We start from the raw sequence: 24510 nt of genomic DNA on the forward strand, positions 1-24510 counted from the left end.
GGCATGTCCACACCAATTACGAGAACCACTGACGAGGACCACCTACGAGGCGGATTCCCCCCGCCCGGCGCAGAAAGCGACCGTGAGGTCCTTCACCAGCGCCTTGCGCTCGTAGTCGTCGAGCTCGACGAGCCCCCGCATGGTCAGCCGGGTCACCGTGTCCTCCACCGAGTCCACGACCGAGGTGAGCATCGACGCCCGCTGCTCGGCGTCCAGCGCGGCGATCCGGCGCCGGTGCATGGCGGCGGCCACCTCGGGCGCGTACTCCACCCGGACCGGCTGCACCGAGAACACCTCGACGCCGATGGGCGCAGCGTCTGCCGCGACCAGCCGGGTCAGCGCCTCCACCGTCGCCTCGCCGCCGCCGCGCCCCGACCCGGGCGCCTCCACGGGGACCCGGGCGAGCGCGGCCTCCACGCACTCCCGCAGGTAGGTCTCGTGGTCCTCGACGCCCAGCGTGGCCCGCGCGGTGTCCCGCACCCGCCACACCGCGAGGACCACCACCCGCAGCGCGACCCCGTTCGCGTCGGCCGCCGGCACCGGCTCGCTGCGCCAGTGCCGCAGCCGTACGTCCACCCGGCGGCGCAGCAGCATCGGGTTGACCCACATCAGGCCGGTGCGCCGGACGGTTCCCCGGTAGCGGCCGAACAGACCGAGCACCCAGGCCCGTCCGGTCCGGCCCCGGGCGAGTCCGCCGAAGCCGAACAGGCCGAGAGCGCCGGCCCCGGCATAGGCCGCCCACTGCGCGGGGCCGAGGCTCCCGCCCGCGTACGACGGCAGCCGCAGTGCCTCCAGTACCAGGGGCGGCAGCACCCCGGCCCACCAGGAGGTGACCGCGCAGCCCGCGAGACCGCAGGCGCCGGCCAGCACACCCACCGCGCCGGGCAGCACCCTGGCGGGCCGCTCGGCCAGGGCCGGGTCCACCTCGGGCACGGTCCGCCCCTGCGCGGCGGCCGGCCGGCGCAGCCGCGGCTGCTCCCCCGTGCCCTGCCGGCGGCTGACGACGGCGGGCTTCAGCGGGACGGCCACCGGGGCGGGTTCGTCCCGGAAGAGCAGATGGACGGGGATCTCGGTGGTGGCCTCGTTCTGGATCAGCCGGGCGGTCCTGGGCGGTCCCTCGGACTCCGGTGTCGGTGAAGTGGTCGTGCTCATGCGTGCCTCCAGCCTCCGCGCCAGATGCGTCACAACAGGGGGTACAGGTCGATTACGCGAACAGCCGTCGCCAGGTCTCCGGCCCCGGGTAGCCGTCCGCCGCGCCGCCCCGCCATCCCTGGGCGCGCTGGAACGCCTCGACGTTCCGCCGGTCGGCCTCGCCCCAGCGCGGCCCCGGACCGGTCGTGTAGTACTTGCCGAACCCTTTCTTCACCAGTTGCTCGCCGAGCCGCGTGACGTAGGTGTTGTCGGCTCCGGGCCGGAACAGCGCCCGCCCCGGATACCCGGCCACCCCGTGCGAGGCGGGCGGCGGCGGTCCGGCCGCTCCCGCGGTGATGTCCCTGCCCTGGCCGGTGACCAGCAGCGCCCAGGTCCGCGGCCCCGGCAGCCCGTCCGCCTCCGCGCCGCGCCAGCCCTGCGCCTGCTGGAAGGCCCGGGTGGCCCGTTGGTCGGCGTCCGACCAGCGCGGTCCGGGTCCCGCGGTGTAGTAGCGCCCCGCCCCGCGTTCGACGAGCATGCGGCCGAGCCGGGTGACGTGCTTGTTGTTGGCCCCGGGCCCGAAGTACGCCCGGCCCGGATAGGGCGCCGCGGCGGTGTCCGGGAGGGAGCCCGCGGTACCGCCGGCGAGGCCCTTGTAGCGGTAGGCGACATAGCGGCCGGAGTGGCTCCAGTAGGCGTACGGGGTGGCCTGCCTGCGGGCGTGCGGGCGGGTCGCCTCGTAGGCGATGTAGGAGGTGTGCGTGTAGTCCGTCCAGCCGCCGAAGAGGACGACGTGGGAGCCCCGCTCGGGATCGGCCGGGTTGTGGAACAGCAGCATGTCGCCCGGCTGGAGGTCCTCCTTGGCGATGCGCACGCCGTACTGGCCGAGGGAGCCGGTCCACTCGTTGCCGGGCAGGCTCCAGGCCATCGAGACGAACCCCGAGCAGTCCTGCCGGTATCCGTCCGACCAGTACTGGGACATGCTGTACGGCACCTTCGCCGCGACCCACTGCTTGGCCCGCCGGATGATCTCCGCCCGGCTGGTGACCGGCGCCGCGGCGGGCTTCGACGGGACCCCGGCGGGGCCGTGCAGCGGGGCCTTGCTCCCCTGCGGGGTGTCGGGCTCGTCGGCGGCCGGAAGGCTCGGCCGGACGGGCGCCTGCGGGGCCGCGAGCGCCGGTACGGCCTGCCCGGCCCCGAGCGCCGCCGCGGCGGCCGCCACGATCACCGTCCGGTGGGCCGGATGGGCGCCCCCGCGTCCGGCCGCGGAGTGCGGCAGGACTCGGCGCCAGTGAACGCATCCGGGGCACTCGCAGTCGTTCGCGGGATCGAATTCCTCGAAGACCGGAGTCCCCATGCGATGCCCCTCACATTTCGGTGGGAATATCCGCGTGTGTACACATTCGCCAGTTTCGCAACCGTCGTCCGGGCGCGCATGTTGACGGTCCGAATGATGTACGGCCCGGGGCCGGACGGAGCACCCTCCGAGGTCGGGTAGAGTTGTCGCGTCAGCAGGCGCCGCTAGCTCAGTTGGTTAGAGCAGCTGACTCTTAATCAGCGGGTCCGGGGTTCGAGTCCCTGGCGGCGCACCGACACAGGAAGCCCCCCGTCGACGCGGGGGGCTTCCCGCGTCCCCGGACGCGCACAACAGGTACACAAGCCCCCCACAGCCGCCACAATGAACGCGTATGACCGGTAAACACCGCGTTTCGCATCTTGCGATCATGCTGAACGCCGTAGAACCCTGGTCCTTCAAGCTGCCGCCCTTGCGCGGCGGTTGGGGGGCAAGGAGCCGGTTGCCGTGTCGACGGGGAGAGGGGCCCCGTGCCCGACCGGATGCCGAGGGGGGCATCATGCAACCGGAAGGTCGCGTTTCCATGTCTATGAAGTGGAAGATGTGGTGACGGTGACCCGCCACTGATACGTCTGTGAAGGTCGAGGGGGACCGACACCGACGAAAGAACCGACAGACACGCGGCGACCTGCGTGTGGGGGGATGACTCATGACGTCGACGCCGACGGGCGCCCGGCAGAACTCCGACCCGTCACAGACCACTCAGCTCAGAGTGCCAACTCATCGGACCGGAGCGTTCCGGCGCATCAAGAAGACGCTGCCGAAATACGACTACGAGCACTACAGCCGGCTGGCCGGCCCCCTCACCCAGCCCGATCCGAACAAGCCGTACCGGGTGCAGTACCGCTCGCTGATCTCCCAGGAGCCGCACCGCATACGCGTGGCCCTGATGCTCGCCGCGGCGCCGCTGCTCTCGCTGGTGCTGCTGGCCTGGCTGCTCCAGCCCGAGCACTGGACCGAACGCGACTACCCGGCCTACGACTTCCTGCCGGCGCTCGACATGGTGATGCTCGTCTCGATCGGCCTGATCGAGTTCTTCCGGTGCATGAACGTCCTGTCGAACGCGCACGCCACCCTGGTCGCCCGCGACCCGATCCCGGTGGTGCCCGAGACCGGCACCAGAGTCGCCTTCCTCACCTCCTTCGTGCCCGGCAAGGAGCCGCTGGAGATGGTGACGAAGACCCTGGAGGCGGCGGTCAAGCTGCGCCACCGGGGCCTGCTGCACGTCTGGCTGCTCGACGAGGGCGACGACCCGGAGGTCAAGGAGGTCTGCGCCCGGCTCGGCGTGCACCACTTCTCCCGCAAGGGCATCGCCAAGTGGAACCAGCCCAAGGGCCCGCACCGCGCCAAGACCAAGCACGGCAACTACAACGCCTGGCTGGACGCGCACGGCGACCAGTACGACTTCTTCGCCTCCGTCGACACCGACCACGTGCCGCTCCCGAACTACCTGGAGCGCATGCTCGGCTTCTTCCGGGACCCGAACGTCGGCTTCGTCATCGGCCCGCAGGTCTACGGCAACTACGACAACTTCGTCACCAAGGCCGCCGAGTCCCAGCAGTTCCTCTTCCACGCCCTCATCCAGCGCGCGGGCAACCGCTACGGCTCCCCGATGTTCGTGGGTACGTCGAACGCCGTACGCATCAAGGCGCTGCAGCAGATCGGCGGCCTGTACGACTCGATCACCGAGGACATGGCGACCGGCTTCGAGATCCACCGCCACAAGAACCCGGCGACCGGCAAGAAGTGGCGCTCGGTCTACACCCCGGACGTGCTCGCCGTCGGTGAGGGCCCGAGCGCCTGGACGGACTTCTTCACCCAGCAGATGCGCTGGTCGCGAGGGACCTACGAGACGATCCTCAAGCAGTACTGGAAGGGCTGGTACTCGCTGCCGCCGAGCAAGCTCTTCAACTACACGATGATGATCATCTTCTACCCGATGTCCGCCCTGAACTGGATCCTCGCGGCCCTCAGCTGCGCCCTGTTCCTGGGCCTCGGGGCCTCCGGTGTGAACATCGACCCCACCATCTGGCTGATGCTCTACGGCAACGCCTCCGCGCTCCAGATCGGCCTGTACATCTGGAACCGCCGCCACAACGTCTCGCCGCACGAGCCCGAGGGCTCCGGCGGTGTGGCCGGCATGGTGATGTCCGCGCTGTCGGCGCCGCTGTACGCCAAGGCGCTGATCGACTCGGCGCTGCGCCGCAAGAGCAAGTTCGTCGTGACCCCCAAGGGCGACTCGGCCAGCCCCGACCGCTGGTTCGGCACCTTCCGCTACCACTGGTACTTCATCCTGATCTTCGGCGCCTCGATCGCCGCGGGCTTCGTCTACGGGCACGCGCACCCGGCGATGGTCATCTGGGCGACGTTCGCCATGCTGATCACCGCCACCCCGATCTTCGCCTGGCGGCACATGCTGCGGCAGGCGAAGAAGAAGCCGCCGGTCAGCGGGGAGCCGGAGCCGGGCACGCCCGCGATGCCGCACCAGGCGCAGCCGCTGCCGGACCGACCGGGCGCGCATCACGACCCGCAGCACAAGCCGAGTTGGGCCGCCTCGCAGGGCGGCGGCACCGACCAGACCATGCAGATCGCCCTGGGTGGACTTGGGGGACGTAAGGAATGAAAGACCAGGCCGGCCGCCGCCGTGTCCGTCGACTCGCGATAGGCACGGCGGTGGTGCTCGCGCTGGCCGGGATGAACGGTCCGTGGCTCTACCGCTTCGGCACCGAGAAATACCACCAGTACCAGATCAACCGACCGGAGTACAAAGCCGACAACGGCCACTGGGAGATCGTCGACTTCCCGGAGGAGTACCGGCAGAACACCATCCACGCGGCGCTGCTGCGCACCGGGAAGGTGCTGCTCGTCGCGGGCTCCGGCAACAACCAGGAGAACTTCGACGCGAAGAAGTTCGACACCCGGATCTGGGACCCGGTCAAGGGCACCATCAAGAAGGTGCCCACCCCGACCGACCTGTTCTGCACGGGGCACACCCAGCTGGCGAACGGCAACCTGCTGATCGCCGGCGGCACCAAGCGGTACGAGAAGCTCAAGGGTGACGTCACCAAGGCCGGCGGCCTGATGATCGTGCACAACGAGAACCCGGACGAGCCGATCACCCTGCCCGCGGGGACGAAGTTCACCGGCAAGGAGAACGGCAAGACGTTCGTCTCCAAGGACCCGGTGCTGGTGCCGCGCGCGAAGAAGGTCTTCGACAAGGTGACCGGCGAGTTCCTGCGCAACGACCCCGGCCTCGGGCGGATCTACGTCGAGGCGCAGCAGAGCGGCTCCGAGTACGAGACCGGCACCGAGGACAACTACCGGGTGCACGGCCTGTCCGGCACCGACGCGCGGAACACCTACGGCATCGCGCAGAAGCTGGCGCTGGACAAGAAGGACTTCCAGGGCATCCGGGACGCCTACGAGTTCGATCCGGTCGCCGAGAAGTACATCAAGGTCGACCCGATGAAGGAGGCCCGCTGGTACCCGACGCTCACCACCCTGAGCGACGGGAAGATCCTCAGCGTCTCCGGGCTCGACGACATCGGGCAGTTGGTGCCGGGCAAGAACGAGGTGTACGACCCCGAGACCAAGAAGTGGACGTACACCGACAAGGTTCGGCAGTTCCCGACCTACCCGGCGCTGTTCCTGATGCAGAACGGGAAGATCTTCTACTCCGGCTCCAACGCGGGGTACGGCCCTGACGACGTGGGGCGCGACCCCGGAGTCTGGGACGTGGAGACCAACAAGTTCAGCAAGCTTCCCGGGCTGAGCGACCCCGACCGGCTGGAGACCTCGGCGACCGTGCTGCTGCCTCCGGCGCAGGACGAGAAGTACATGGTCATCGGCGGTGGCGGGGTCGGCGAGTCCAAGCTGTCCAGTGCGAAGACCCGGATCGTCGATCTGAAGGCGGACAGCCCGAAGTTCGTGGACGGGCCCTCGCTGGACAAGGGGACGCGCTATCCGTCGGCCTCCGTGCTGCCCGACGACTCCGTGCTGGTGTCCGGTGGCTCCGAGGACTACCGCGGGCGGGGGGACTCCAACATCCTCGAAGCCCGTATCTACAACGCGTCGAGCGGCTCCTTCGACCAGGTCGCCGATCCGCTGGTGGGACGGAACTACCACTCCGGTTCCGTGCTGCTGCCCGACGGGCGCGTGATGTTCTTCGGGTCGGACTCGCTGTACGCCGACAAGGCGAACACCAAGCCGGGGAAGTTCGAGCAGCGGATCGAGATCTATACGCCGCCGTACCTGTACCAGGGCTCGCGGCCGTCGCTGTCCAAGGGGACGGAGACCATCGAGCACGGCGAGTCCGGGACGTTCACCTCGCAGCACGCCTCCTCCATCAAGAAGGTGCGGCTGATCCGGCCGAGCGCGGCCACGCATGTGACGGACGTGGACCAGCGGTCGATCGCGCTGGACTTCACGACGGAGGGGGACAAGGTGACGGTGACGATGCCGGAGAACAAGAACCTCGTTCAGGCCGGCTGGTACATGCTGTTCGCCGTGGACGACCAGGGAGTGCCGTCCGAGGCGCAATGGGTTCGGGTGCCCTAGAACGATGGCCCGCGCCCCTCTCGGGGCGCGGGCCATTCCCTTACTCGGAGGCCTTCGCCAGACCGAGGGCGTACTCCGGCCACCATTCCCCGGCCTTCGGGCCGCCCTTGCACTCGCCGTCCGACTCGCCCGGGCGCTTGACCCAGACGTAGGCGTCGACCAGCGGGTCCGCCGTCTTGGTCGTCGGGGTCTCGCCCAGGGCGCGGCCGGGCGGGTTGCACCAGCGCTCCGCCGGGTCGCCCTCCTCGTAGGGGCCGTTGCCGTTGCGGCTGGTGTCGATGACGAAGGGCTTGTTGCCCACCTTCGCGGAGAGCGTCTTGCCGTACGCGAGGGAGTCCTCGGTGGTGTAGAAGTTCGAGACGTTGACCGAGAAGCCGTCCGCCTTGTCGATGCCGGCCCACTTCAGCGGCTCGAAGATCTGGTCCGGGTTGCCCCAGCCCGCGTTGCCCGCGTCCAGGTACACCTTGGTGTTCTTCAGCGACTTCAGCTTCTCGATCGCGCCCTTGAGGAGGTCGTAGCGCTCCTCGTGGAACTCGTCCGGGGTGCAGCCGTCCACCAGGTGCAGGACCGCGTCCGGTTCGAGGACGACCGTGGCCGAACGGTCGCCGATGCCCTTGGCGACCCCGTCGACCCAGTCGCGGTAGGCGTTGCCGTCGGCGGCGCCGCCCTGTGAGTACTGGCCGCAGTCGCGGTGCGGGATGTTGTAGAGGACGAGCAGGGCCGTGCGGTCCGCCTCGTCCGCGGCCTCGGTGTAGCCGCGGGCGTCCTCCTCCGGGGTCTCCGGGCCGATCCACTCGCCGGTCGGCTGCTCGGCGATCTTGCGGATCTGCTCGGCGTCGGCCTTCTTGCCCGCCTTCTCGTAGGCGGCCACCTGCTGGGCCGCGTTGCCCTCCGGGTTGACCCAGAACGGGTCGGTCTCCTTGGGCTGCTGGGTGATGCCGGCGCCGGACTTCTCCGGCTCGTCACCCCCGTCGTCCGAGGAAGAACAGCCCGCGATCAGCAGTGCAGCCCCCAGCACCACCGCGGACGCCCCCCTGCGGGCCCCCCTACTGCCGTACATCCAACTCCCCCTTGGGTGCACTCATCCAAGCCTCAATCCTGACACACGCGTCCTGCGCCCCATGAGGTCGGCCCCGCCCTGCCCGGGAGCCGTACCGCCCCGGCCCGCGCCGGCCGGCCTCTAGGCCGCGGCCCGCTTCCGCTCTACAGTCGTATCGGACGGCCCCGGCCCCCGCCCGGCCTGTCGCCTCCCCCACATGACCACTCGAGCCTCCCGCGCTGCCGTCGGGTTTCTCCCGCAGCCCGAGCGCACGCGGTCGAGGACCAGCCCGGTCGGCGGCTTCCCGGGGAGCGGGTCGTCGACCGGGCCGGGTGCGCCTCACAGGCCCGTGCCCGTGAGGTACGCCGACACCACCACGTTCGCCGTGTAGCTGCGGCTCGCCCGGTCGAAGGTGCCGCCGCAGGTGATGAGCCGGAGTTCGGAGCGGCCCGGTTCGCGGGGCCCGTAGGCCTGGCGGGCGTCGAAGAGTTCCCGGGTGACGACCTGGACGTCGTCGACGGTGAACTCGGCGACCCGGCCGTCGTCGCGGATGACCCGGACCGTCGCACCGGGCTTGAGTGCGCTGATCTTGTAGAAGACGGCGGGCCGGGTCTCGGTGTCCACGTGCCCCACCATCAGGGCCGTGCCGCGCGCGCCGGGTGCCGCGCCGGCCGCGTACCAGCCGACGATGCCGGGCTGTTCGAAGGGCGGCGGGTCGACGGCGCCCTGCGCGTCCAGGCCGCGCGCGACCACGGGTGCCTGCACGCCGAGGCCGGGGATGTCCAGGCGCTGGGGACTCGCCGGGCCGAGCGGTCCGGCGGGGGGCGGCAGGTCGACGTCGGGCGGGCGGCCGACCGCGGCCATGTCGCCGGTGGTCGGCGTGGACGTCCCGTGGCGTACCTCGGTGACGTCCCGTCCCCACAGCCAGAGCCCGAGCAGCAGCACGGCCCAGGCCGTGCCCGTCAGCAGCCGGCCGGAGAACCGGGGGCGGTGCTCGTCGGACATGGTCAGTCCGCCCTGCGGCTCCGGCGGGCGCTTCTGAGCGCCACGGCCGTCGCCGCGACTCCGGCGAGGACGAGACCGGTCACCGCGTGGCCGATCCCGGGTCCGGTGGTCCCGCTCTCCTCGGTGCCGAGGTGGACCGCCGCACCGCCGCCGCCCGCCTTGACGGGGGCGATCGGGGAGGCGGGCGCGGCGGGGGTGTCCCCCACCGGGAGTGCGACCGTGTGCCGGGCGTCCCCGCAGGTGACGGTGACGTCGTAGGAGCCGACCCGCAGCGAGGACCGGATGCGGCTCTCGCCGACGAGGATGCCCTCGGAGCCGGTGACGGCCAGCTTGACGTCGGTGACGAACGCGGCCGAGAAGGCACTCGCCGTCCGTTCCGCGCAGCCCGTCATCCGCAGCGCGACCTCGGCGCCCGGGACGGGTGAGGCGGGGTTCACCGAGATGCCACCTCCGTCCGCCGCGTACGCCGCCGGGGTGAGTGCCGCGGCGAGCACCGCGGAAGCTGCACAGAGAGTGACCTTGACTATGCCCATCGTGAACCTCCAGATACCTGGAGAGTCCTCCTGGGTGCCGGACCCCGCATCCGCAGCGGGGTCCGACTGCTCCGAACGGGTCGTATCCGGGCGGAAGCGGGTTTCAGATCCGGTCGACCAGGTCGGCGATGGAGTCGACGACCTGGGAGGGGCGGTACGGGAAGTTCTCCACCTGCGCGGTCCCGGTCAGGCCGGTCAGCACGAGGAAGGTCTGCATCCCGGCCTCGATGCCGGCCAGCACGTCGGTGTCCATCCGGTCACCGATCATGGCGCTGGACTCGGAGTGGGCGCCGATGGCGTTCAGGCCGGTGCGCATCATCAGGGGGTTCGGCTTGCCCGCGAAGTAGGGCTGCTTGCCGGTCGCCTTGGTGATCAGGGCGGCCACGGCGCCGGTCGCGGGCAGCGGGCCCTCGGTGGACGGGCCCGTCTCGTCGGGGTTGGTGCAGATGAAGCGGGCGCCGCCGTTGATCAGGCGGACCGCCTTGGTCATGGCCTCGAAGGAGTACGTCCGGGTCTCGCCGAGGACGACGTAGTCCGGCTCGTGGTCGGTGAGGATGTAGCCGATGTCGTGCAGTGCCGTGGTCAGGCCCGCCTCGCCGATGACGTAGGCGGAGCCGCCGGGCCGCTGGTCGTCCAGGAACTGGGCGGTGGCCAGCGCCGAGGTCCAGATGGACTCGATCGGCACCTCGAGGCCCATGCGGCGCAGCCGGGCGTGCAGGTCGCGCGGGGTGTACATGGAGTTGTTGGTCAGCACCAGGAAGGGCTTGCCGGACTCGCGCAGCTTCTTCAGGAAGGCGTCGGCGCCGGGGATCGGTACGCCCTCGTGGATCAGCACTCCGTCCATGTCGGTGAGCCATGACTCGATGGGCTTGCGGTCTGCCATGTGCGGAACTCCTGGCGTACGTACGGGATGGGCGGAGGGCGCCGGAACCACGGCGTACCGACGCCCTCAGCCTAATCAGGACGCGCTGATCCTGACCCCGTCGATCACCCAGTACCAGTTGTTGGACCCGGTGTAGCGGAAGCGGAAGTTCACGGTGGAGGCTCCGGCCGGGACCGGTACGGACAGGGACTGCGGCTGGGAGACGACGTCGGAGGTGTAGCTCCTGACGGCGGTGGGGGTGCCGCCGTTGAAGGAGGCGAGGACCTGGGCGGTCTGGGCGCCTTCCTGCCGGTAGAAGGTGACGAAGTCCAGGCGGACCGTGCTCTTGCCGGTGACGTCGTGGGCGGGCGTCACCAGGGTGCTGTCGAAGCTGCCGGAGAAGGTCTTGTCCGCCCACTCGTCGGAGTCGGCGACGGCGAAGACCCCGCGGGCGCGGACGTTGAGCTCCCGGGACTGGTCGCGCTGGGTGCGGGACCAGAACTCGTCGGTGGCGAAGGACCAGCCCCGCCACTCGGTGACCCCGCCGGTGCCCATGGCGCTGTTGATGACGGACCAGCCGCTGGGCGGGGTGCGGGTGTAGCCGAGGACGGTCCCCGGGATGCCCGTCTCGTCGGTGCGGGCGGACAGGGCGAGCGTGTCGAAGGGGTCGGTGGAGCGCTCCTGGATCGGCTTGCCGTCCAGGCCCCAGGCGGGGTCGACGGCGATGCCGAGCTGTCTGAGGACGGTGGGCACCACGTCCACGAGCCGGGTGTCGAGGGGGCGGGCGCCGGCCGCGATGCCGGGGCCGGTGGCCAGGACGAAGGTGCGGCGCTCCTCGATGGCGGAGCCGCCGTGGCCGCCCGCGTCCAGATGGCCGTGATCGGTGGTGACGATGACGGTCCAGCGCTCGGTGGAGTAGGTGGGCCGGGCCTTGATCGCGGCGCGGAGCCTGCCGAGGTAGGCGTCCTGTACGGCGATCTGGTTCAGGTAGGCCTGGCTGCCGGCGCCAGAGTTGTGGCCGACGATGTCGGACTGGCCGAAGTAGACGAAGAGGACGTCGGGGTTCTGGTCGCGCAGCAGGGCTTCGGTCTCGGCGGCGATGGTGGCGTCGTGGCCGGTGTAGCCGTCGGCGTCGCCGTCGAGGACCAGCTTGGCGTCGGCGCCGGGGGTGACGGTGCCCTGGGTGTCCAGGGGCTTCCAGTCGACGGCGGCGTAGGTGGACAGCTCGGGCCGGAGCTGGGCGAGGCGGGCGAGGAGGCCGGGGTACTGGCCGTACTTCTTGCCGGTGAAGGTGTTGTCCTTCACTCCGTGCTTGTCGGGCCAGACACCGGTGGCGATGGTCGACCAGCCGGGGCCCGAGGAGGTGGCGGCCATGGGGTTGGCGTAGAGCAGCGAGGTGCCGAAGGTGCCCTCGCTCATCATGGCCTTCAGGTGCGGGGCGTCGGCGGCGGCGATCCGGTCGTGGCGGAGGCCGTCCATGCCGATGACGAGGACCTTGTCCCTGCTGGTGCCGTTGGGCAGCGCGGGCGCGGCGTGGGCGGCGGGGGCGGGCCCGAGGGCGAGGGCCGCTGCGGTGGTCGCGGTGGCGGTGAGCACGGTGCGGCGGGTGGGTGATGACGTCACGTGTTCCTCCGGAATCGAACGGGGGTGTGGGTGCCGTTGGTGCCAGGTGACCCGGGGGTCGTGGTGCTCAGCTGCCGGTCGCCGACTTCCAGTTGTCGACGTGCTCGGTCAGGTTCTTCTCGATGGCGTCCCAGTCCGGCTCGAAGATCTCGACGTCCTTGACGAGGTTCGCCAGGGCGACGGCGTCGGCGTCGACCGCCTTGACGTCCTGGCGGGCGGTGAAGCCGCCGCCGATCTCGCTGACCTGCTGCTGCGCCGTGCGGCCGAGCATGTAGTCGAGGAGCTTCCTGCCGTTCTCCGAATGCGGGGCGTCCGTCACCAGACCGGCCGCGTACGGCAGCGCGAACGTCGTCGGCCTGCCGCCCTCGCGCGCCGGGAACCAGATCCCGAGGTTGGGCATGTCCTTGGACTGGGCGTAGTTCATCTGCACATCGCCGTTGGCGACCAGCAGTTCGCCCTTGTCGACCTTGGGCGCGAGCTTGCCGGTGGAGGCGGACGGGCCGACGTTGTTGGACTGCAGCTCGCCGAGGTACTCCAGCGCGGCCTCCTCGCCGCCGAAGTCGTGCATCGCCTTGATGAGGACGGCGGTTCCGTCGCCGGCCACGCCCGGCGTGGAGTACTGGAGCTTGTCCTTGTACTTCGCGTCCAGCAGCTCCTCCCACGTGGTGGGCGCCTGCGCCAGCTCCTTCTTGTTGTAGATGAACCCGAAGTAGTTGTTGACGACGGAGGTCCACGTCCCGTCGGCGGACTTGTCGGCCCCGCTGACCTGGTCGGCGCCCTTGGGGACGTACGTCTGCAGCAGCCCCTTGCCGTCGGCCTGCTGGATGAACGGCGGCAGGGTGACGAGGACGTCGGCCTGCGGGTTGCTCTTCTCGCGGACGGCGCGCTGCACCATCTCTCCGGAGCCGCCCTCGACGTACTCGACCTCGATGCCGGTCTCCTTCTCGAAGTCCGCGAAGATCCGGTCGTACCAGCCGTCGCCGTTCTCCCCCTTGAGGCCGTCCGCGCTGTAGACGGTGACGACCTTCTCGTCGGAGGCGGCGGAGCTGCCGCCGCAGGCGGACAGCACCGGGACGGCGACCAGCGCGAGGGCTACGGCGAGCGTGCTGCGGTTTCTGGGCATGGCGAGGTGAACTCCCAACGGGTGAGGGGGATGTCGGTCAGCGGTAGGAGGCTTTGGTGCGTACGCGGGAGACGGCGAACAGGACGAGCAGCGTCGCCGTCATCAGGACCACGGCGACGGCGGACCCGGTGAACAGGGCACCGCGGTCGGTGGCCGCGTGGATCAGGACCGGAAGCGGGGTCCAGTCGGGCGGATAGAGCATCATCGTGGCGCTCAGCTCGCCCATGGACAGGGCGAAGCAGAGGCCGGCCGCGGCGGACAGGGAGGGCAGCAGCAGGGGCAGCTTCACCCGCCACAGCACGTAGGAGGGGCGCGCCCCGAGCGAGGCGGCGGCCTGCTCGTAGGCGGGGTCGAGGCGGGTCAGCGCGGCGGACACCGACTGGTGGGCGAAGGCGGTGACCAGCACGGTGTGCGCGACGATCACGATCCACCGGGTGCCGTTGAGCAGCATCGGCGGCTGCGAGAAGGCGACCAGCACGGCGAGCCCGACGACCACGGAGGGCACCGCGAGCGGCAGCACGAACAGCGCGTCCAACACCCGCCGCCCGCGCCTGCCGAGGGCCTGGGCGGTGAGGGCGGCCCAGGTGCCGGTGGCGAGGGCGAGCAGGCTCGCCCCGGCCGCGGTGAGCAGGCTGGTGGTGAGCGCCTGGAGGGCCTCGCCGCGGGTGGCCGCGGAGTAGTGCTCGGTGGTGAAGCCGGACGGCAGCACGCTCGACCAGTTGGTGGCGAAGGAGGCGCCGAGGACCACCAGCAGCGGCAGCGCGAACAGCGGCAGGAACAACAGGAGGAACAGGGCCCATACGGCCCACTTGGCCCCGCGGCTATGCACCAGCACGACGGCTCACCACCCGGTACAGGCCGTACAGGCCCACGGAGATCAGGACGTTGACGACGGCGACCACGCAGGCGCCCGGGTAGTCGGACTCCAGGATCGCCTTGCTGTAGACGAGGGTGGGCAGCGTGGTGACGCCCTTGGCGCCGGTGAAGAGCACGATGCCGAACTCGTTGAGGCACAGGACCAGGACCAGGCTGCCGCCGGCCGCGAGGGCGGGCAGCGCCTCGGGCAGGATGATCCGCCGGACGATCCTCGGCGCCCGGGCGCCCAGCGAACCGGCCGCCTCCAGCTGCGCGGTGTCGAGCTGGGCGAAGGCGGCGAGCAGCGGCCGCATCACGAACGGCGTGAAGTACGTGATCTCGGCGAGCAGGACGCCCCAGGGCGTGGTGAGGAACCGGAAGGGTCCGTCGGCGGCCCCGGTGACGTCCGTCCACAGGCCGTTGGCCATGCCGACGCTGCCGTAGACGAACAGCAGGGCGAGCGTGATCAGGAAGGAGGGGAAGGAGAGGAAGACGTCGATGAACCGGGCCACCGCCCGTGCCCCGGGGAAGGGCACGAAGGCGATGACCAGCGCCAGGACGAAGCCGAGCACCAGGCATCCGGCGGTGGCGGCGAGCGCCAGCCAGACGGTGGTCCACAGTGCCTCGCGGAACGCCTCGGAGGCGAAGACGTCCGTGTACGGCTGGAACGACGTGCCCCCGGTGTCCGGCTTCAGGGACTGCTCGACGACGAGGGCGAGGGGGTAGAGGAAGAAGAGGGCGAGGAGGGCGACGGGCGGGGCCGCCCACAGCAACCGTCTAGTCATCGGTGACTCCCGCGGTCAGCACCACCGCGTCCTCCGGGGAGAAGTGCAGGCTCACCGGGTCGCCGAGGGCGGGCGGGTTCCTCAGTTCCCGCAGGTCCGCCATGACCCGGTGGCCGTCGATCTCGACGTACAGCCGGTGGGTGGATCCCCGCCACTGGATCTCCCGGACCGTCCCGGACAGGCGGTTGGGGCCGTCGCCGAGGCCGATCAGGTGCGGCCGTACGCACAGGGTGGCCCGCGCGCCCGGTGCCGCGCCCATGGTGTCCACCTCGAGTCCGGTGCCGCCGAAGGTCACGCCGCCCGGACGCACGGTCACCGGGAGCAGGTTGGCGTTGCCCACGAAGGACGCGGTGAACTCGTCGGCCGGGGCGCGGTACAGCTCCCGGGGGGTGCCGCAGGCCTGGAGCCGCGCCGAGTCCATCACCGCGATCCGGTCGGCCAGGGTGAGCGCCTCGACCTGGTCGTGGGTGACGTACAGGATGGAGACGTCCGGCAGTTCCCGGTGCAGGCGGGCCAGTTCGGCGAGCATGCCGGAGCGCAGCCGGGCGTCGAGGGCGGACAGGGGTTCGTCCAGCAGCAGCACCCCGGGCCGGATGGCGAGCGCCCGCGCGATGGCGACGCGCTGCTGCTGGCCGCCGGAGAGCTCGCGGGGGTAGCGGCGCGCGTAGGCCGCCATGCCGGTCAGCTCCAGGGCCTCGGCGACCCGCCCGCGGATCTCGTCCCGGGCCGTCCTGCGGGCCTTGAGTCCGAAGGCCACGTTGTCCTCGACCCGCATGTGCGGGAAGAGGGCGTACTGCTGGACGACCATCCCGATGCCCCGCCGGTGCGGGGGCAGTGCGGTGACGTCACGGTAGCCGAGGAAGACCCGCCCGGCGGCGGGCCGCACGAACCCGGCGACCGCCCGCAGCGCGGTGGTCTTGCCGGATCCGGACGGCCCGAGCAGCGCCATGACTTCGCCGGGGGCGACGGTGAGGTCGAGGGCGTCGAGGACGACATGGCCGTCGTAGGAGACGGTGACGCCGTCGAAGCGGATGCCGCTGCTCATGCCAGCGCTCCCGGCAGTTGCGCGACGGAGTCGAGGACCCGGTGCGCGCCGGCGGCCGCGAGCGCCTGCGCGTCGTGGGCGCCGGTCAGGACGCCCGCGACGAGGCCCGCGCCCGAGCGGACGCCGCTGAGCATGTCGTAGGAGGTGTCGCCGACGACCGCGACCTGCCGGACGCCGTCCGCCGCGGCCGTGCGGAGGAACGCGGTCAGGACCATGTCCGGGTATGGCCGTCCGCGGCCTCCGGCGTCGGCCGGGCACAGCGTCAGCGGGACCAGGTCCTGCCAGCCGAGCGCGGTCAGGATGGCGTCCTGGGTGGGGCGGGCGAAGCCGGTGGTCAGCACGACCGTGCGGCCCTGGGACGTCAGCTCCTCGATGGCCTCGCGCGCCCCCGGGACCGGCGCGATCCGGCCGGCGTCGACGAGTCGGGCGTACGCCTCCTCGAAGGCCTTGTTGGCCTGCTGGGCCTTCGCCTCCTCCCCGAACAGGTGCCGGAAGACGGAGATCTTGGACTCGCCCATGGTGGCGCGGACGTGGTCCAGCATCGAGGCGGGTTCGGCGCCGAGCTGCCGGGCCGCCTCGGCGAAGGCCTGCTCCACGAGGCCGCCGTCGGCGACGGTGGTGCCGGCCATGTCGAGGACGACGAGTCGGATGTCTTCGGTCATGTCGGTCACCAGCCCAGTTCGTTCGCGGTGGTCTCGGCTATCGCGGGTGAGCAGGTCATGCCGCGCCCGCCGGGCCCGGTGACCAGCCACACCCCGTCGCGCACCTGCTGGCGGTGCACCACCTGGGAGGGGTCGGTGCACTGCGCGTACACGCCCGCCCAGCGGCGGCGGATCTTCGGCAGCGGGCGGCCGAGGAAGGATTCGACGACCTCGACGAGGTGGTCGTAGGGGTCTTCGAGGGTGTCGAAGGCGAAGGGGTGCTCGTACTCGTGGGTGTCGCCGATGGTCAGTCCGCCGTCGGCGCGCTGGACCATGAGCAGCTGCATCCGGTGCCGCTCGGCGGTCTCGTTCTGCGGCTGCCCGGCGGCGAGGGCGTCCAGGGCGTCGCCGCGGTAGGCGGGGTAGTAGCGGAAGCTGTCGGCGTCGGCGACCGAGGTGGTGAGCGGTTCGCCCAGCGGGTCGGTCTGCATCATCTGCAGGCGGACCCGGCGCACCGGCATCCCGGGCCCGGCCAGCTCGCGGACCAGCCCGCCGAGCCAGGCGCCGGTGCACAGCAGGACCACGTCCCCGCCGTGGACGTCGCCGTGGTCGTCGCGGACGGTACCGGCGCCGATGACCTCGCGGACCTCGCGGCCGGGCAGGAACGTGTAGCGCGGCGACTTCAGCAGCTCTTCGCGCAGGGCGAGCTGGGCCGTGCGCGGTTCCACGGCCGCGTCCCGCTCGCAGTACAGGGCGGCGGTGAACTCCCCGCGCAGGGCGGGGTTGAGGGCGCGTGCCTCGGCCTGGGTGAGCAGCTCCCGGCCCCGCGCCGCGGCGTCCGGGCGGGCTACGGCGGCCTCGGCGACGGCGAGTTCGAGGTCGCCGCGGACGGGGGTGAGCGAGCCGTTGGCCCGGAAGCCCAGCTTCGGCACCCGGGCGCCGATCTCCTCCCACAGCTCCCGCGCCCTGAGGGCGGTGTCCAGCTCCTCGCCGACCGCGCGGCCACTGACCCAGATCTGGCCGAAATTGCGCAGCGAGGCGCCGCGAGCCTCCGCCTCGCGCTCGATCTGTACGACCTCATGGCCGCGTTCCACTGCTTGCCAGGCGTGCATGGTGCCCACCACGCCGGCTCCGACGACTGTCACTCTCACGACGGCAACGCTCCTCGGGCTCGGGGAACCGGAAGGGTCCGGCTACCGACGGGAGCGTGAACGAGCCATCACGTTTGGACTAGACCCGTTATCTATTCGTGATGCTTTTGCCTCCGAAGCAAGGGTCCTGAGCGTCGGTTTTCAGCCGCCGAGATGGGCGCTGAAGGAGAAGCGGTCGCCGCGGTAGAGGGTCCGGACGCGCTCCAAGGGGGCGCCGGAGGTGTCCCGCGAGACCCGGTGGATCAGGAGCATCGGCAGCGCCGGCGGAGTGCCGATGAGCAGGGCCTCGCGCGGGGTGGCCAGCACGGTCTCGATGCGCTCGTCGGCGTCGCCGAAGACGATGTCCTGGGAGTGGAGGTAGGCGTAGAAGGAGGAGTCGGGGTCGAAGTCGGTGTCCAGGCGGGGCACCCGGGCCACAGCCACGTAGGTGCTCTCCAGGCCGACCCGTTCGTCGTCGGCGAGCAGCACCCGCTCCAGGTGCCAGACGGCCTCGCCCCGGGTGAGCCCGGTCTCGGCGGCCAGGGCGTCGGGGCAGGGGAAGCGGTCGAGGGTGACGAGGGTACGGCCGGGGGTGCGCCCCTGGCGCCGTACGCCCTCGGTGTAGCTGGCCAGGGACAGCGGCTGCTCCAGCTTCGGCCCGGCGACGACGGTTCCGCGTCCCTGCCGCCGCAGCTTGCCCTCCAGCACCAGCTCGCGCAGCGCCTGCCGCACGGTCTCGCGGGCGACGTCATACTCCTCGGCGAGATCGCGCTCGGTGGGGATGGCGCTGCCCTCGGGGAGTTGCGCCACGAGGTGGTCGACGCGCGCCTTCACCGCGTAGTACTTCGGGATGCGCCCGTGCTCGGGGATGCCGGAGCGGACGGGGGCGCCGGGGGCCTGGTCGTTCGGGTAGTCCACGCAGGGATCGTCGCAGACGGGCCCGGCGGGCTCAGCGGCGCCTGCGCAGGAGCAGCAGGGTGCCGCCCGCGGTGAGCAGTGCGGCGAGGACGGCGGTGAGGGCGGCGGCGGGGGTGCCGGTGCTGGCGAGTTCCTCGGCGAAGGGCGCGGGGGTGCCGGTGCCGCCGGTGCCGGTGCCTGTGCCTGTGTCGGTGCCGGTGAGCTCCTCGGCGGAGGGGAGCCGGGGGGCGGGGGATCGTTCGGGGTCGGCGGTGCCGGCGGCGGGCTCTGAGTCGATGCCGAACCGGTAGTCGTTGGACTGGCCCACCCAGTCCCCGTCGTCGTCGTGGCGCTGCACGACGGCGGCGTTGGCGGTGACGCGGTTGGGCACGGCGTCGGAGGTGACGGCGAGCCGCACCTTCACGGTGACGGTCCCGCGGGGGCCGACGGTGAAGCCGGGGAACCCCTCGAAGGCCCCGACGAGTTCGTCCTCGTCGGTGGTCTCGAACCGGACGGGGTGGGTCTGGTTCCCCGCGTAGAACTCCAGCCGGGGCTGAGCGGACGTCAGCGCCCGCTTCTCGTCCACGAGCACGACCACGGGGTGCACGTTCTCGCAGGTCGCGCCGGTTCGGTTGGTGAGCTCCAGGTACCAGGTGCCGTATCCGCCGCCGGCCTGGTACGAGGAGAGACCGCCGTGGATGCGGGTGGTCAGCGGGAATGAGCGCCCGTCGGAGGCGGTACAGCCGCTCTCCGGTCCGGCGGCGTGCGCGACCCCGGGCGCGGCGACGAGAGCGAGGGGGAGGAACAGGGACGCGGACAGCAACAGTCGCATGAACACATGACCATGCCGGACACACCGCCCGACACGCGCACGCCACTCCCGGCGACGCGCCGCTTTCCCCCGATCGGCCCTGCGAGCCGTCGCGGGGAGGCCGGTCCCCTCACGTCTCCCCCCGCCCGAACAGCGGCGCGAGTACCAGCTGGGCCGCTCCCTCCGTGACCTCCCGGCCCTGCCCCGGTGCGATCCGCACCGGGACCGGCTCCTCGCCGACCCTCCGGCCGCGCTCGTCGAGAACGGCCGCGGCGCCCCGTACGAAGGGCTCCGGCCGGGCCGCCACCGTGCGGCCGCCCAGCAGCACCACGTCGATGTCGAGCAGCGCGACCAGGTTCCCGGCGCCGGTGCCCAGTACGCGGGCCGCCTCCTCGAAGTGGCCGCGGCGAACGGCGGCCAGGCACAGCGCCTCCACGCAGCCCCGGTTGCCGCACTCGCACACCGGCCCGTCCAGCTGCACCACCTGGTGCCCGAACTCCCCCGCCCCGGTCCTGGCCCCCCGGTGCACCGCGCCGCCGAGCACGATCCCGCCCCCGAGCCCGGCCCCGAAGTGCAGGTACGCGAACGACTCCGCCACCCCGCCGACCGCGAGCCCCAGCGCCGCCGCGTTCGTGTCCTTGTCCACCGTCACCGGCACGCCCAGCTCCCGCTCCAGCGCCTCGCGCAGCGGAAAGCCGTCCCACTCGGGCAGACCGGTGACCCGGTGCAGCACCCCCCGCACGTGGTCCAGCGGCCCGGGCACCCCGACGCCGACCCCGAGCAGGGCACCCCCCGGCCGCTCCGCCAGCAGCGCCGGCACCTCCCGGCTCACCCCCGCCACCACCGCCGCCTGACCGGCCCCCAGCCCCAGCGGAGCGCTCCGCTCCGCCACCACTGCCCCGGTCAGATCCACCAGCACCGCCCGCAGCGCGTCCCGGTCCAGGTGCACCCCCACCGCGTGCCCGGCCTCCGGCACCAGCCGCAGAACGGTCCGCGGCTTGCCGCCCGTCGACGCCCGCCGCCCCGCCTCCGCCGCCAGCCCCTCCGCCCGCAGCCGCGCGGTGATCTTGCTGACGGCCTGCGGGGTCAGCCCGATCCGCTCCGCCAGCTCCAGCCGGCTGATCCCCTCGGGACCGGCCGTCCGCAGCAGATCCAGCACGAGAGCGGTGTTGTGGCTGCGCAACGCCGGCAGATTCACGCCCTGGGTCACGCCGTTCGCACTCCTGCTCATGCGCCCATTCTCCCCGCCGCTTGCACTTTGGCAACAGCGTTGCGAAAGTGGACGTCATGACTGGCACACCCCTCCGCACCGGTTTGATCGGCTACGGCCTCGCCGGCTCCGTCTTCCACGCCCCGCTGATCACCGCCACCGAGGGCCTCGTCCTCGACACGGTCGTCACCGCCAACCCGGAGCGCCAGGAGCAGGCCCGCGCCGGCCACCCGGACGTCCGGATCGCCGCGACCCCCGACGAGCTGTTCGCCCGCGCCGGCGAGCTGGACCTGATCGTCATCGCGTCCCCGAACAAGACGCACGTCCCGCTCGCCACCGCTGCCCTCGACGCCGGCCTGCCGGTCGTCGTGGACAAGCCGGTCGCGGGCACCGCCACCGAGGCCCGGAAGCTCGCGGCACTGGCCGAGGAGCGCGGGCTGCTCCTGTCGGTCTTCCAGAACCGCCGCTGGGACAACGACTTCCTCACCCTGCGCAAGCTCATCGCCGAGGGCGAGCTGGGCGACGTCTACCGCTTCGAGTCCCGCTTCGAGCGCTGGCGCCCCCAACTCAAGGGCGGCTGGCGCGAGTCGGGCGACCCGGCAGAGATCGGAGGTCTCCTCTACGACCTCGGCAGCCACGTCGTCGACCAGGCACTGATGCTCTTCGGCCCCGCCGCCACCGTGTACGCCGAGTCGGACGTCCGCCGCCCGGGCGCCGAGACGGACGACGACACGTTCATCGCCCTCACGCACACCGGCGGCGTCCGCTCCCACCTCTACGTCTCCGCCACCACCGCCCAGCTCGGCCCCCGCTTCCGGGTGCTCGGCTCCAAGGCGGGTTACGTCAAGTACGGCCTCGACCCCCAGGAGGCGGCCCTGCGCGAGGGCGAGCTGCCCGGCGCCGGCTGGGGCACCGAGCCCGAGTCGCTGTGGGGCCGGGTCGGTTCCGGGGAGTCCCCGCTGACCGGCGGAGGCCGCCCGGAACCCACCCTTCCTGGCGACTACCCCGCGTACTATGCGGCCGTGGCCAGGGCCCTTACCGAGGGCGGCACCAACCCGGTGACCGCGCTGGAGGCGGCCGCCGCCCTCGACGTCCTGGAGGCGGCCCGCCGTTCGGCCCGCGACGGAGTGGCGGTGGCACTGTGACGTACAACAGCGGAATCACCCCGAAGGTGACCCCGGAGATCACTCCGACCGTCGAGGAGCTGGAGGCACAGGAACGCCGCCTGGTCTTCCGGGAGTTCACCGCGGACGACGCCTGGCGCCTGGGCACGCTCCTGGTCGAGATGGCCCGCGAGCGCCAGGCCCCGGTCGCCGTCGACATCCACCGCGCCGGCCAGCAGCTCTTCCACGCCGCGCTCCCCGGGGCCACCCCGGACAACGACGCGTGGATCGCCCGCAAGCGCCGGGTGGTGGAGCGCTACCACTCCTCCTCCTACCTGGTCGGCGCCCGCTCCCGGGCCAAGGGCACGACGTTCGAGGACTCCTCCCGCCTGGACCCGGACGTGTACGCGGCCCACGGCGGCTCCTTCCCCCTCACGGTGGAGGGGGTCGGCGTCATCGGAGCGGTGACGGTGAGCGGCTTGCCGCAGCTGGAGGACCACCGGTTCGTGGTGCAGGCGCTGGAGGAATTCCTGAACAAGGGGTGACCGAAGTCCCCCACGGGCACGGGGAACTGCGCGAGCGACCACGGACGGCCCCCGGCCGCCGACGCTCGCGCAGCCCCGGCGACTAGGCGTCCTTGAACTCCTGCCGCTGCCGCCCGAGTCCGGTGATCTCCAGCTCGACCACGTCCCCGGCCCGCAGGAACGGCTTCGGCTCGGGGTGCCCCATGGCCACCCCCGCCGGCGTGCCCGTGTTGATGACGTCCCCGGGGTAGAGCGTCATGAACTGGCTGACGTAGCGGACGACTTCCGCCACCGGGAAGATCTGCTCGGCCGTCGTCCCGTCCTGCTTCAGCTCCCCGTTCACCCACAGTTTCAGCGACAGGTTCTGCGGATCCGGCACCTCGTCCGCCGTCACCAGCCACGGCCCCAGCGGGTTGAACGTCTCGCAGTTCTTGCCCTTGTCCCAGGTCCCGCCCCGCTCGATCTGGAACTCCCGCTCGGACACGTCGTGCGCCACGGCGTACCCGGCGACATGCCCGAGCGCCGCCTCCGCGGACTCGACGTACCGGGCCGTACGCCCGATGACGACGGCCAGTTCGACCTCCCAGTCGGTCTTCACCGACCTCCGGGGCACGAGCACCGTGTCGTTCGGTCCCACGACCGTGTCCGCGGCCTTGAAGAAGATGACCGGCTCGGCGGGCGGCTCGGCGCCGGTTTCACGGGCGTGGTCGTGGTAGTTCAGCCCGATGCACACGACCTTGCCGATCCGCCCGAGCGGCGGCCCGATCCGCAGCCCCGCGGCATCCAGCTCCGGCAGCTCAACGGCCACGGCACGGATGCGCGCGAGCGCGTCGTCGTCGGCGAGCAGCGCTCCGTCGATGTCCGGCACGACGCCCGACAGGTCCCGCAGAACCCCGTCGGCGTCGAGCAGCGCGGGCGTCTCCGCTCCCGCCGTACCGACTCGCAGCAGCTTCATGGTCACAATCTCCCTCGATCGCGGGGGCGCCCGCCGATGTGTGCAGCCATCGGAGGACTGGTCGATCCTCCAAGGTCGCGTTCCGGTACGCAATACCCGGTTCACGTACTGGACCGTAGGTCAGCGGTACAGCACGGCCCGCTCCACGGCGCTCCAGGCCGAACTGGTGACGATGTACAGCGCGGCGGCGAGCGGTACGACAGCGACCGTGATCAGCGTGAAGAAGGAGATGAACGGCATCACCTTGGTGATCGCGCCGGCGCCCGGGGTGTCCAGGGGCGCGCTGTCCGCCAGGGTCTTCCTGGACAGCCGGTAGTTGAAGAAGGCGACGGCGGCGACGAGCGCGAACAGCCCGGCGTACACGAGCCCGGCCGTTCCTCCCGCGCTCAGCGCGTCGGCCCAGCGGTCGCCGAGGGGGGCGGTGAAGAGGTCGTGGCCGAGCAACTCGTTGGGACGGCCGCCGACCTCGGCGCTGGAGAAGAGGTGGTACAGCAGGAAGAACGCGGGCGCCTGGAGCAGGCTCGGCAGACAGCCGGCCAGCGGCGACACCTTGTGCTCGGTGTGCAGCTCCAGCACGGCCCGCTGCAGCTTCTCGGGGCTCTTCCCGTGCTTGCGGCGCAGCTCGGCGATCTGCGGCTGGAGCGCGGCACGGGCCTTCTGGCCGCGGGCGGCGGCCCGGGACAGCGGGTGCACCAGCAGCCGTACGAGCGCGGTGAACAGGACGATCGCGGCGGCGGCCGCGGAGCCCTGGAAGAGCGGCTGGAGCAGCTCGGCGAGCTGCTCGACAAGGCGGGCGAAAGCGGACATGGGTGAGCCCTCCGGGGGTCTCGTCGTGCCGGGATACAGGAGATCGGCATGACGACCCGCGCGGGGTGCCTGGAAGTGGCCTCTGAGGGTGCCCCTACGCGGTCGTCGCGAGGACGAGTCCGGGGGCTCGGGGGCGGGTGCGTCCCCTGGCGTCGGGATCGCGTTGCGGGAGGAAGGCCGTACGGCGGTCCCGGTCCCTGATGGCCGTACGCACCCGGGTGGGCGGCACGGCGGGCGCGCAGCGCGCGGCGATGACCGAGCAGACGGCGAGCGCGGCTCCGGCCGCGGCGGTCGCGGCGAGGGCGACGGTCGCGAAGAGGCTGCCGGCGTCGAGGAGGACCAGGTCGAGGAAGAGGGCGAGGAGGAGGGCGGCGGGGCGGAACGCGGGCCGGCGCTTGATCATCGGATTCCCCCTCCCCGGTTGTCGTCTTGTTATACCACCAGCCGGTATACCGCCGGCCGGGTGCGCCACTTCGTACAGTGGTTTGAGAAAGGGATGCGACAACTCTCGACAACGGGC

23 protein-coding genes and 1 tRNA gene are annotated in these 24510 nt (G+C 71.7%); 5 read left to right on the forward strand and 19 right to left on the reverse strand.

Translation table 11 applies throughout. The annotated features are described in order from the left end of the window. Positions 1–42: 42 nt before the first annotated feature. Positions 43–1152, reverse strand: coding sequence for an SPFH domain-containing protein (locus M8H82_RS20590; protein WP_250076219.1), 1110 nt, complete (start codon positions 1150–1152; stop codon positions 43–45). Between the two features lie 52 nt (positions 1153–1204). After that, positions 1205–2488, reverse strand: a complete 1284-nt coding sequence (locus M8H82_RS20595) for a peptidoglycan-binding protein (RefSeq protein WP_250076221.1) — start codon at positions 2486–2488, stop codon at positions 1205–1207. Positions 2489–2646: 158 nt separating this feature from the next. On the opposite strand from M8H82_RS20595, the gene M8H82_RS20600 reads away from it, so the two are divergent. The 3 genes from M8H82_RS20600 to M8H82_RS20610 all read left to right on the forward strand — a co-directional run bounded on the left by M8H82_RS20600 (position 2647) and on the right by M8H82_RS20610 (position 7042). Beyond that, positions 2647–2720, forward strand: a tRNA-Lys gene (locus M8H82_RS20600). A 414-nt stretch (positions 2721–3134) separates the two neighbouring features. Further along, complete coding sequence (locus M8H82_RS20605; protein ID WP_250076224.1) at positions 3135–5108, forward strand: glycosyltransferase family 2 protein; 1974 nt, start codon at positions 3135–3137, stop codon at positions 5106–5108. Continuing rightward, a complete protein-coding gene (locus tag M8H82_RS20610) occupies positions 5105–7042 on the forward strand; it encodes a kelch motif-containing protein (RefSeq protein ID WP_250076227.1) in 1938 nt (645 codons plus the stop codon). Before M8H82_RS20605 ends, M8H82_RS20610 begins: the two co-directional genes overlap by 4 nt. Positions 7043–7082: 40 nt before the next feature. On the opposite strand, the gene M8H82_RS20615 is transcribed toward M8H82_RS20610, so the two are convergent. The 14 genes from M8H82_RS20615 to M8H82_RS20680 form a co-directional block, all read right to left on the reverse strand. Continuing rightward, positions 7083–8102 carry a glycoside hydrolase family 6 protein gene (locus M8H82_RS20615; protein WP_250076228.1) on the reverse strand — a complete coding sequence of 340 codons (1020 nt, stop codon included), beginning with the start codon at positions 8100–8102 and terminating at the stop codon, positions 7083–7085. A 318-nt stretch (positions 8103–8420) separates the two neighbouring features. After that, positions 8421–9086 (reverse strand): class F sortase, encoded by a 666-nt coding sequence (locus M8H82_RS20620; RefSeq protein ID WP_250076230.1) that lies wholly within the window; start codon positions 9084–9086, stop codon positions 8421–8423. 2 nt (positions 9087–9088) lie between these two features. Then, on the reverse strand, positions 9089–9619 hold the full coding sequence (locus tag M8H82_RS20625) for a hypothetical protein (protein WP_250076232.1): 531 nt from the start codon (positions 9617–9619) through the stop codon (positions 9089–9091). A 103-nt stretch (positions 9620–9722) separates the two neighbouring features. Then, complete coding sequence (locus M8H82_RS20630) at positions 9723–10502, reverse strand: HAD-IIA family hydrolase (RefSeq protein WP_250076234.1); 780 nt, start codon at positions 10500–10502, stop codon at positions 9723–9725. Positions 10503–10577: 75 nt separating this feature from the next. Then, positions 10578–12104, reverse strand: coding sequence for an alkaline phosphatase family protein (locus M8H82_RS20635; protein ID WP_250076236.1), 1527 nt, complete (start codon positions 12102–12104; stop codon positions 10578–10580). Positions 12105–12171: 67 nt separating this feature from the next. Beyond that, the gene (locus M8H82_RS20640; protein WP_250076238.1) at positions 12172–13227 is read right to left on the reverse strand and encodes a 2-aminoethylphosphonate ABC transporter substrate-binding protein; all 1056 of its coding nucleotides are present in this window, start codon (positions 13225–13227) and stop codon (positions 12172–12174) included. A 37-nt stretch (positions 13228–13264) separates the two neighbouring features. Further along, positions 13265–14062: an ABC transporter permease subunit gene (locus tag M8H82_RS20645; protein ID WP_250076241.1), complete on the reverse strand. Its 798-nt coding sequence runs from the start codon at positions 14060–14062 to the stop codon at positions 13265–13267. Then, the gene (locus tag M8H82_RS20650) at positions 14049–14867 is read right to left on the reverse strand and encodes a 2-aminoethylphosphonate ABC transporter permease subunit (RefSeq protein ID WP_250076243.1); all 819 of its coding nucleotides are present in this window, start codon (positions 14865–14867) and stop codon (positions 14049–14051) included. The genes M8H82_RS20645 and M8H82_RS20650 overlap by 14 nt, the downstream gene beginning before the upstream one ends. Further along, complete coding sequence (locus M8H82_RS20655) at positions 14860–15912, reverse strand: ABC transporter ATP-binding protein (RefSeq protein ID WP_250076245.1); 1053 nt, start codon at positions 15910–15912, stop codon at positions 14860–14862. Before M8H82_RS20655 ends, M8H82_RS20650 begins: the two co-directional genes overlap by 8 nt. Continuing rightward, positions 15909–16574: a phosphonatase-like hydrolase gene (locus tag M8H82_RS20660; RefSeq protein WP_250076246.1), complete on the reverse strand. Its 666-nt coding sequence runs from the start codon at positions 16572–16574 to the stop codon at positions 15909–15911. Before M8H82_RS20660 ends, M8H82_RS20655 begins: the two co-directional genes overlap by 4 nt. A 5-nt stretch (positions 16575–16579) precedes the next feature. Further along, positions 16580–17704, reverse strand: a complete 1125-nt coding sequence (locus M8H82_RS20665; protein WP_250076249.1) for a TIGR03364 family FAD-dependent oxidoreductase — start codon at positions 17702–17704, stop codon at positions 16580–16582. Between the two features lie 141 nt (positions 17705–17845). Continuing rightward, positions 17846–18601, reverse strand: coding sequence for a GntR family transcriptional regulator (locus M8H82_RS20670; protein WP_250076251.1), 756 nt, complete (start codon positions 18599–18601; stop codon positions 17846–17848). A gap of 31 nt (positions 18602–18632) precedes the next feature. Beyond that, on the reverse strand, positions 18633–19412 hold the full coding sequence (locus tag M8H82_RS20675; protein WP_250076253.1) for a hypothetical protein: 780 nt from the start codon (positions 19410–19412) through the stop codon (positions 18633–18635). A 109-nt stretch (positions 19413–19521) separates the two neighbouring features. After that, entirely contained in the window at positions 19522–20622 is a 1101-nt protein-coding gene (locus M8H82_RS20680; protein WP_250076255.1) for an ROK family transcriptional regulator, read from the reverse strand. Positions 20623–20678: 56 nt separating this feature from the next. Here M8H82_RS20680 and M8H82_RS20685 point away from each other — a divergent pair, with 56 nt between their 5' ends. Both M8H82_RS20685 and M8H82_RS20690 read left to right on the forward strand, forming a co-directional pair. Beyond that, positions 20679–21746: a Gfo/Idh/MocA family oxidoreductase gene (locus M8H82_RS20685; RefSeq protein ID WP_250076256.1), complete on the forward strand. Its 1068-nt coding sequence runs from the start codon at positions 20679–20681 to the stop codon at positions 21744–21746. Beyond that, a complete protein-coding gene (locus M8H82_RS20690; RefSeq protein ID WP_250076258.1) occupies positions 21743–22249 on the forward strand; it encodes a heme-degrading domain-containing protein in 507 nt (168 codons plus the stop codon). Before M8H82_RS20685 ends, M8H82_RS20690 begins: the two co-directional genes overlap by 4 nt. Before the next feature lie 82 nt (positions 22250–22331). Here the strand turns inward: M8H82_RS20690 and M8H82_RS20695 are convergent, their stop codons facing one another. From M8H82_RS20695 to M8H82_RS20705, 3 genes are all read right to left on the reverse strand, one after another. Next, positions 22332–23183 carry a fumarylacetoacetate hydrolase family protein gene (locus M8H82_RS20695; protein WP_250076260.1) on the reverse strand — a complete coding sequence of 284 codons (852 nt, stop codon included), beginning with the start codon at positions 23181–23183 and terminating at the stop codon, positions 22332–22334. A gap of 120 nt (positions 23184–23303) precedes the next feature. Continuing rightward, entirely contained in the window at positions 23304–23990 is a 687-nt protein-coding gene (locus tag M8H82_RS20700; protein WP_250076262.1) for a YidC/Oxa1 family membrane protein insertase, read from the reverse strand. A gap of 94 nt (positions 23991–24084) precedes the next feature. After that, a complete protein-coding gene (locus tag M8H82_RS20705; protein WP_250076264.1) occupies positions 24085–24393 on the reverse strand; it encodes a DUF6412 domain-containing protein in 309 nt (102 codons plus the stop codon). Positions 24394–24510 lie beyond the last annotated feature (117 nt).

Origin of the sequence: Streptomyces sp. YS415, from assembly GCF_023544665.1 — a bacterium.
Classification (GTDB): Bacteria; Actinomycetota; Actinomycetes; order Streptomycetales; family Streptomycetaceae; genus Streptomyces.

Bases quoted from the DNA above. Each gene is read 5' to 3' on its own strand.
- M8H82_RS20590 (WP_250076219.1), bottom strand. From the start codon at position 1,152: ATGAGCACGACCACTTCACCGACACCGGAGTCCGAGGGACCGCCCAGG.
- M8H82_RS20595 (WP_250076221.1), bottom strand. From the start codon at position 2,488: ATGGGGACTCCGGTCTTCGAGGAATTCGATCCCGCGAACGACTGCGAG.
- M8H82_RS20605 (WP_250076224.1), top strand. From the start codon at position 3,135: ATGACGTCGACGCCGACGGGCGCCCGGCAGAACTCCGACCCGTCACAG.
- M8H82_RS20610 (WP_250076227.1), top strand. From the start codon at position 5,105: ATGAAAGACCAGGCCGGCCGCCGCCGTGTCCGTCGACTCGCGATAGGC.
- M8H82_RS20615 (WP_250076228.1), bottom strand. From the start codon at position 8,102: ATGTACGGCAGTAGGGGGGCCCGCAGGGGGGCGTCCGCGGTGGTGCTG.
- M8H82_RS20620 (WP_250076230.1), bottom strand. From the start codon at position 9,086: ATGTCCGACGAGCACCGCCCCCGGTTCTCCGGCCGGCTGCTGACGGGC.
- M8H82_RS20625 (WP_250076232.1), bottom strand. From the start codon at position 9,619: ATGGGCATAGTCAAGGTCACTCTCTGTGCAGCTTCCGCGGTGCTCGCC.
- M8H82_RS20630 (WP_250076234.1), bottom strand. From the start codon at position 10,502: ATGGCAGACCGCAAGCCCATCGAGTCATGGCTCACCGACATGGACGGA.
- M8H82_RS20640 (WP_250076238.1), bottom strand. From the start codon at position 13,227: ATGCCCAGAAACCGCAGCACGCTCGCCGTAGCCCTCGCGCTGGTCGCC.
- M8H82_RS20650 (WP_250076243.1), bottom strand. From the start codon at position 14,867: ATGACTAGACGGTTGCTGTGGGCGGCCCCGCCCGTCGCCCTCCTCGCC.
- M8H82_RS20655 (WP_250076245.1), bottom strand. From the start codon at position 15,912: ATGAGCAGCGGCATCCGCTTCGACGGCGTCACCGTCTCCTACGACGGC.
- M8H82_RS20660 (WP_250076246.1), bottom strand. From the start codon at position 16,574: ATGACCGAAGACATCCGACTCGTCGTCCTCGACATGGCCGGCACCACC.
- M8H82_RS20675 (WP_250076253.1), bottom strand. From the start codon at position 19,412: ATGCGACTGTTGCTGTCCGCGTCCCTGTTCCTCCCCCTCGCTCTCGTC.
- M8H82_RS20680 (WP_250076255.1), bottom strand. From the start codon at position 20,622: ATGAGCAGGAGTGCGAACGGCGTGACCCAGGGCGTGAATCTGCCGGCG.
- M8H82_RS20685 (WP_250076256.1), top strand. From the start codon at position 20,679: ATGACTGGCACACCCCTCCGCACCGGTTTGATCGGCTACGGCCTCGCC.
- M8H82_RS20695 (WP_250076260.1), bottom strand. From the start codon at position 23,183: ATGAAGCTGCTGCGAGTCGGTACGGCGGGAGCGGAGACGCCCGCGCTG.
- M8H82_RS20700 (WP_250076262.1), bottom strand. From the start codon at position 23,990: ATGTCCGCTTTCGCCCGCCTTGTCGAGCAGCTCGCCGAGCTGCTCCAG.
- M8H82_RS20705 (WP_250076264.1), bottom strand. From the start codon at position 24,393: ATGATCAAGCGCCGGCCCGCGTTCCGCCCCGCCGCCCTCCTCCTCGCC.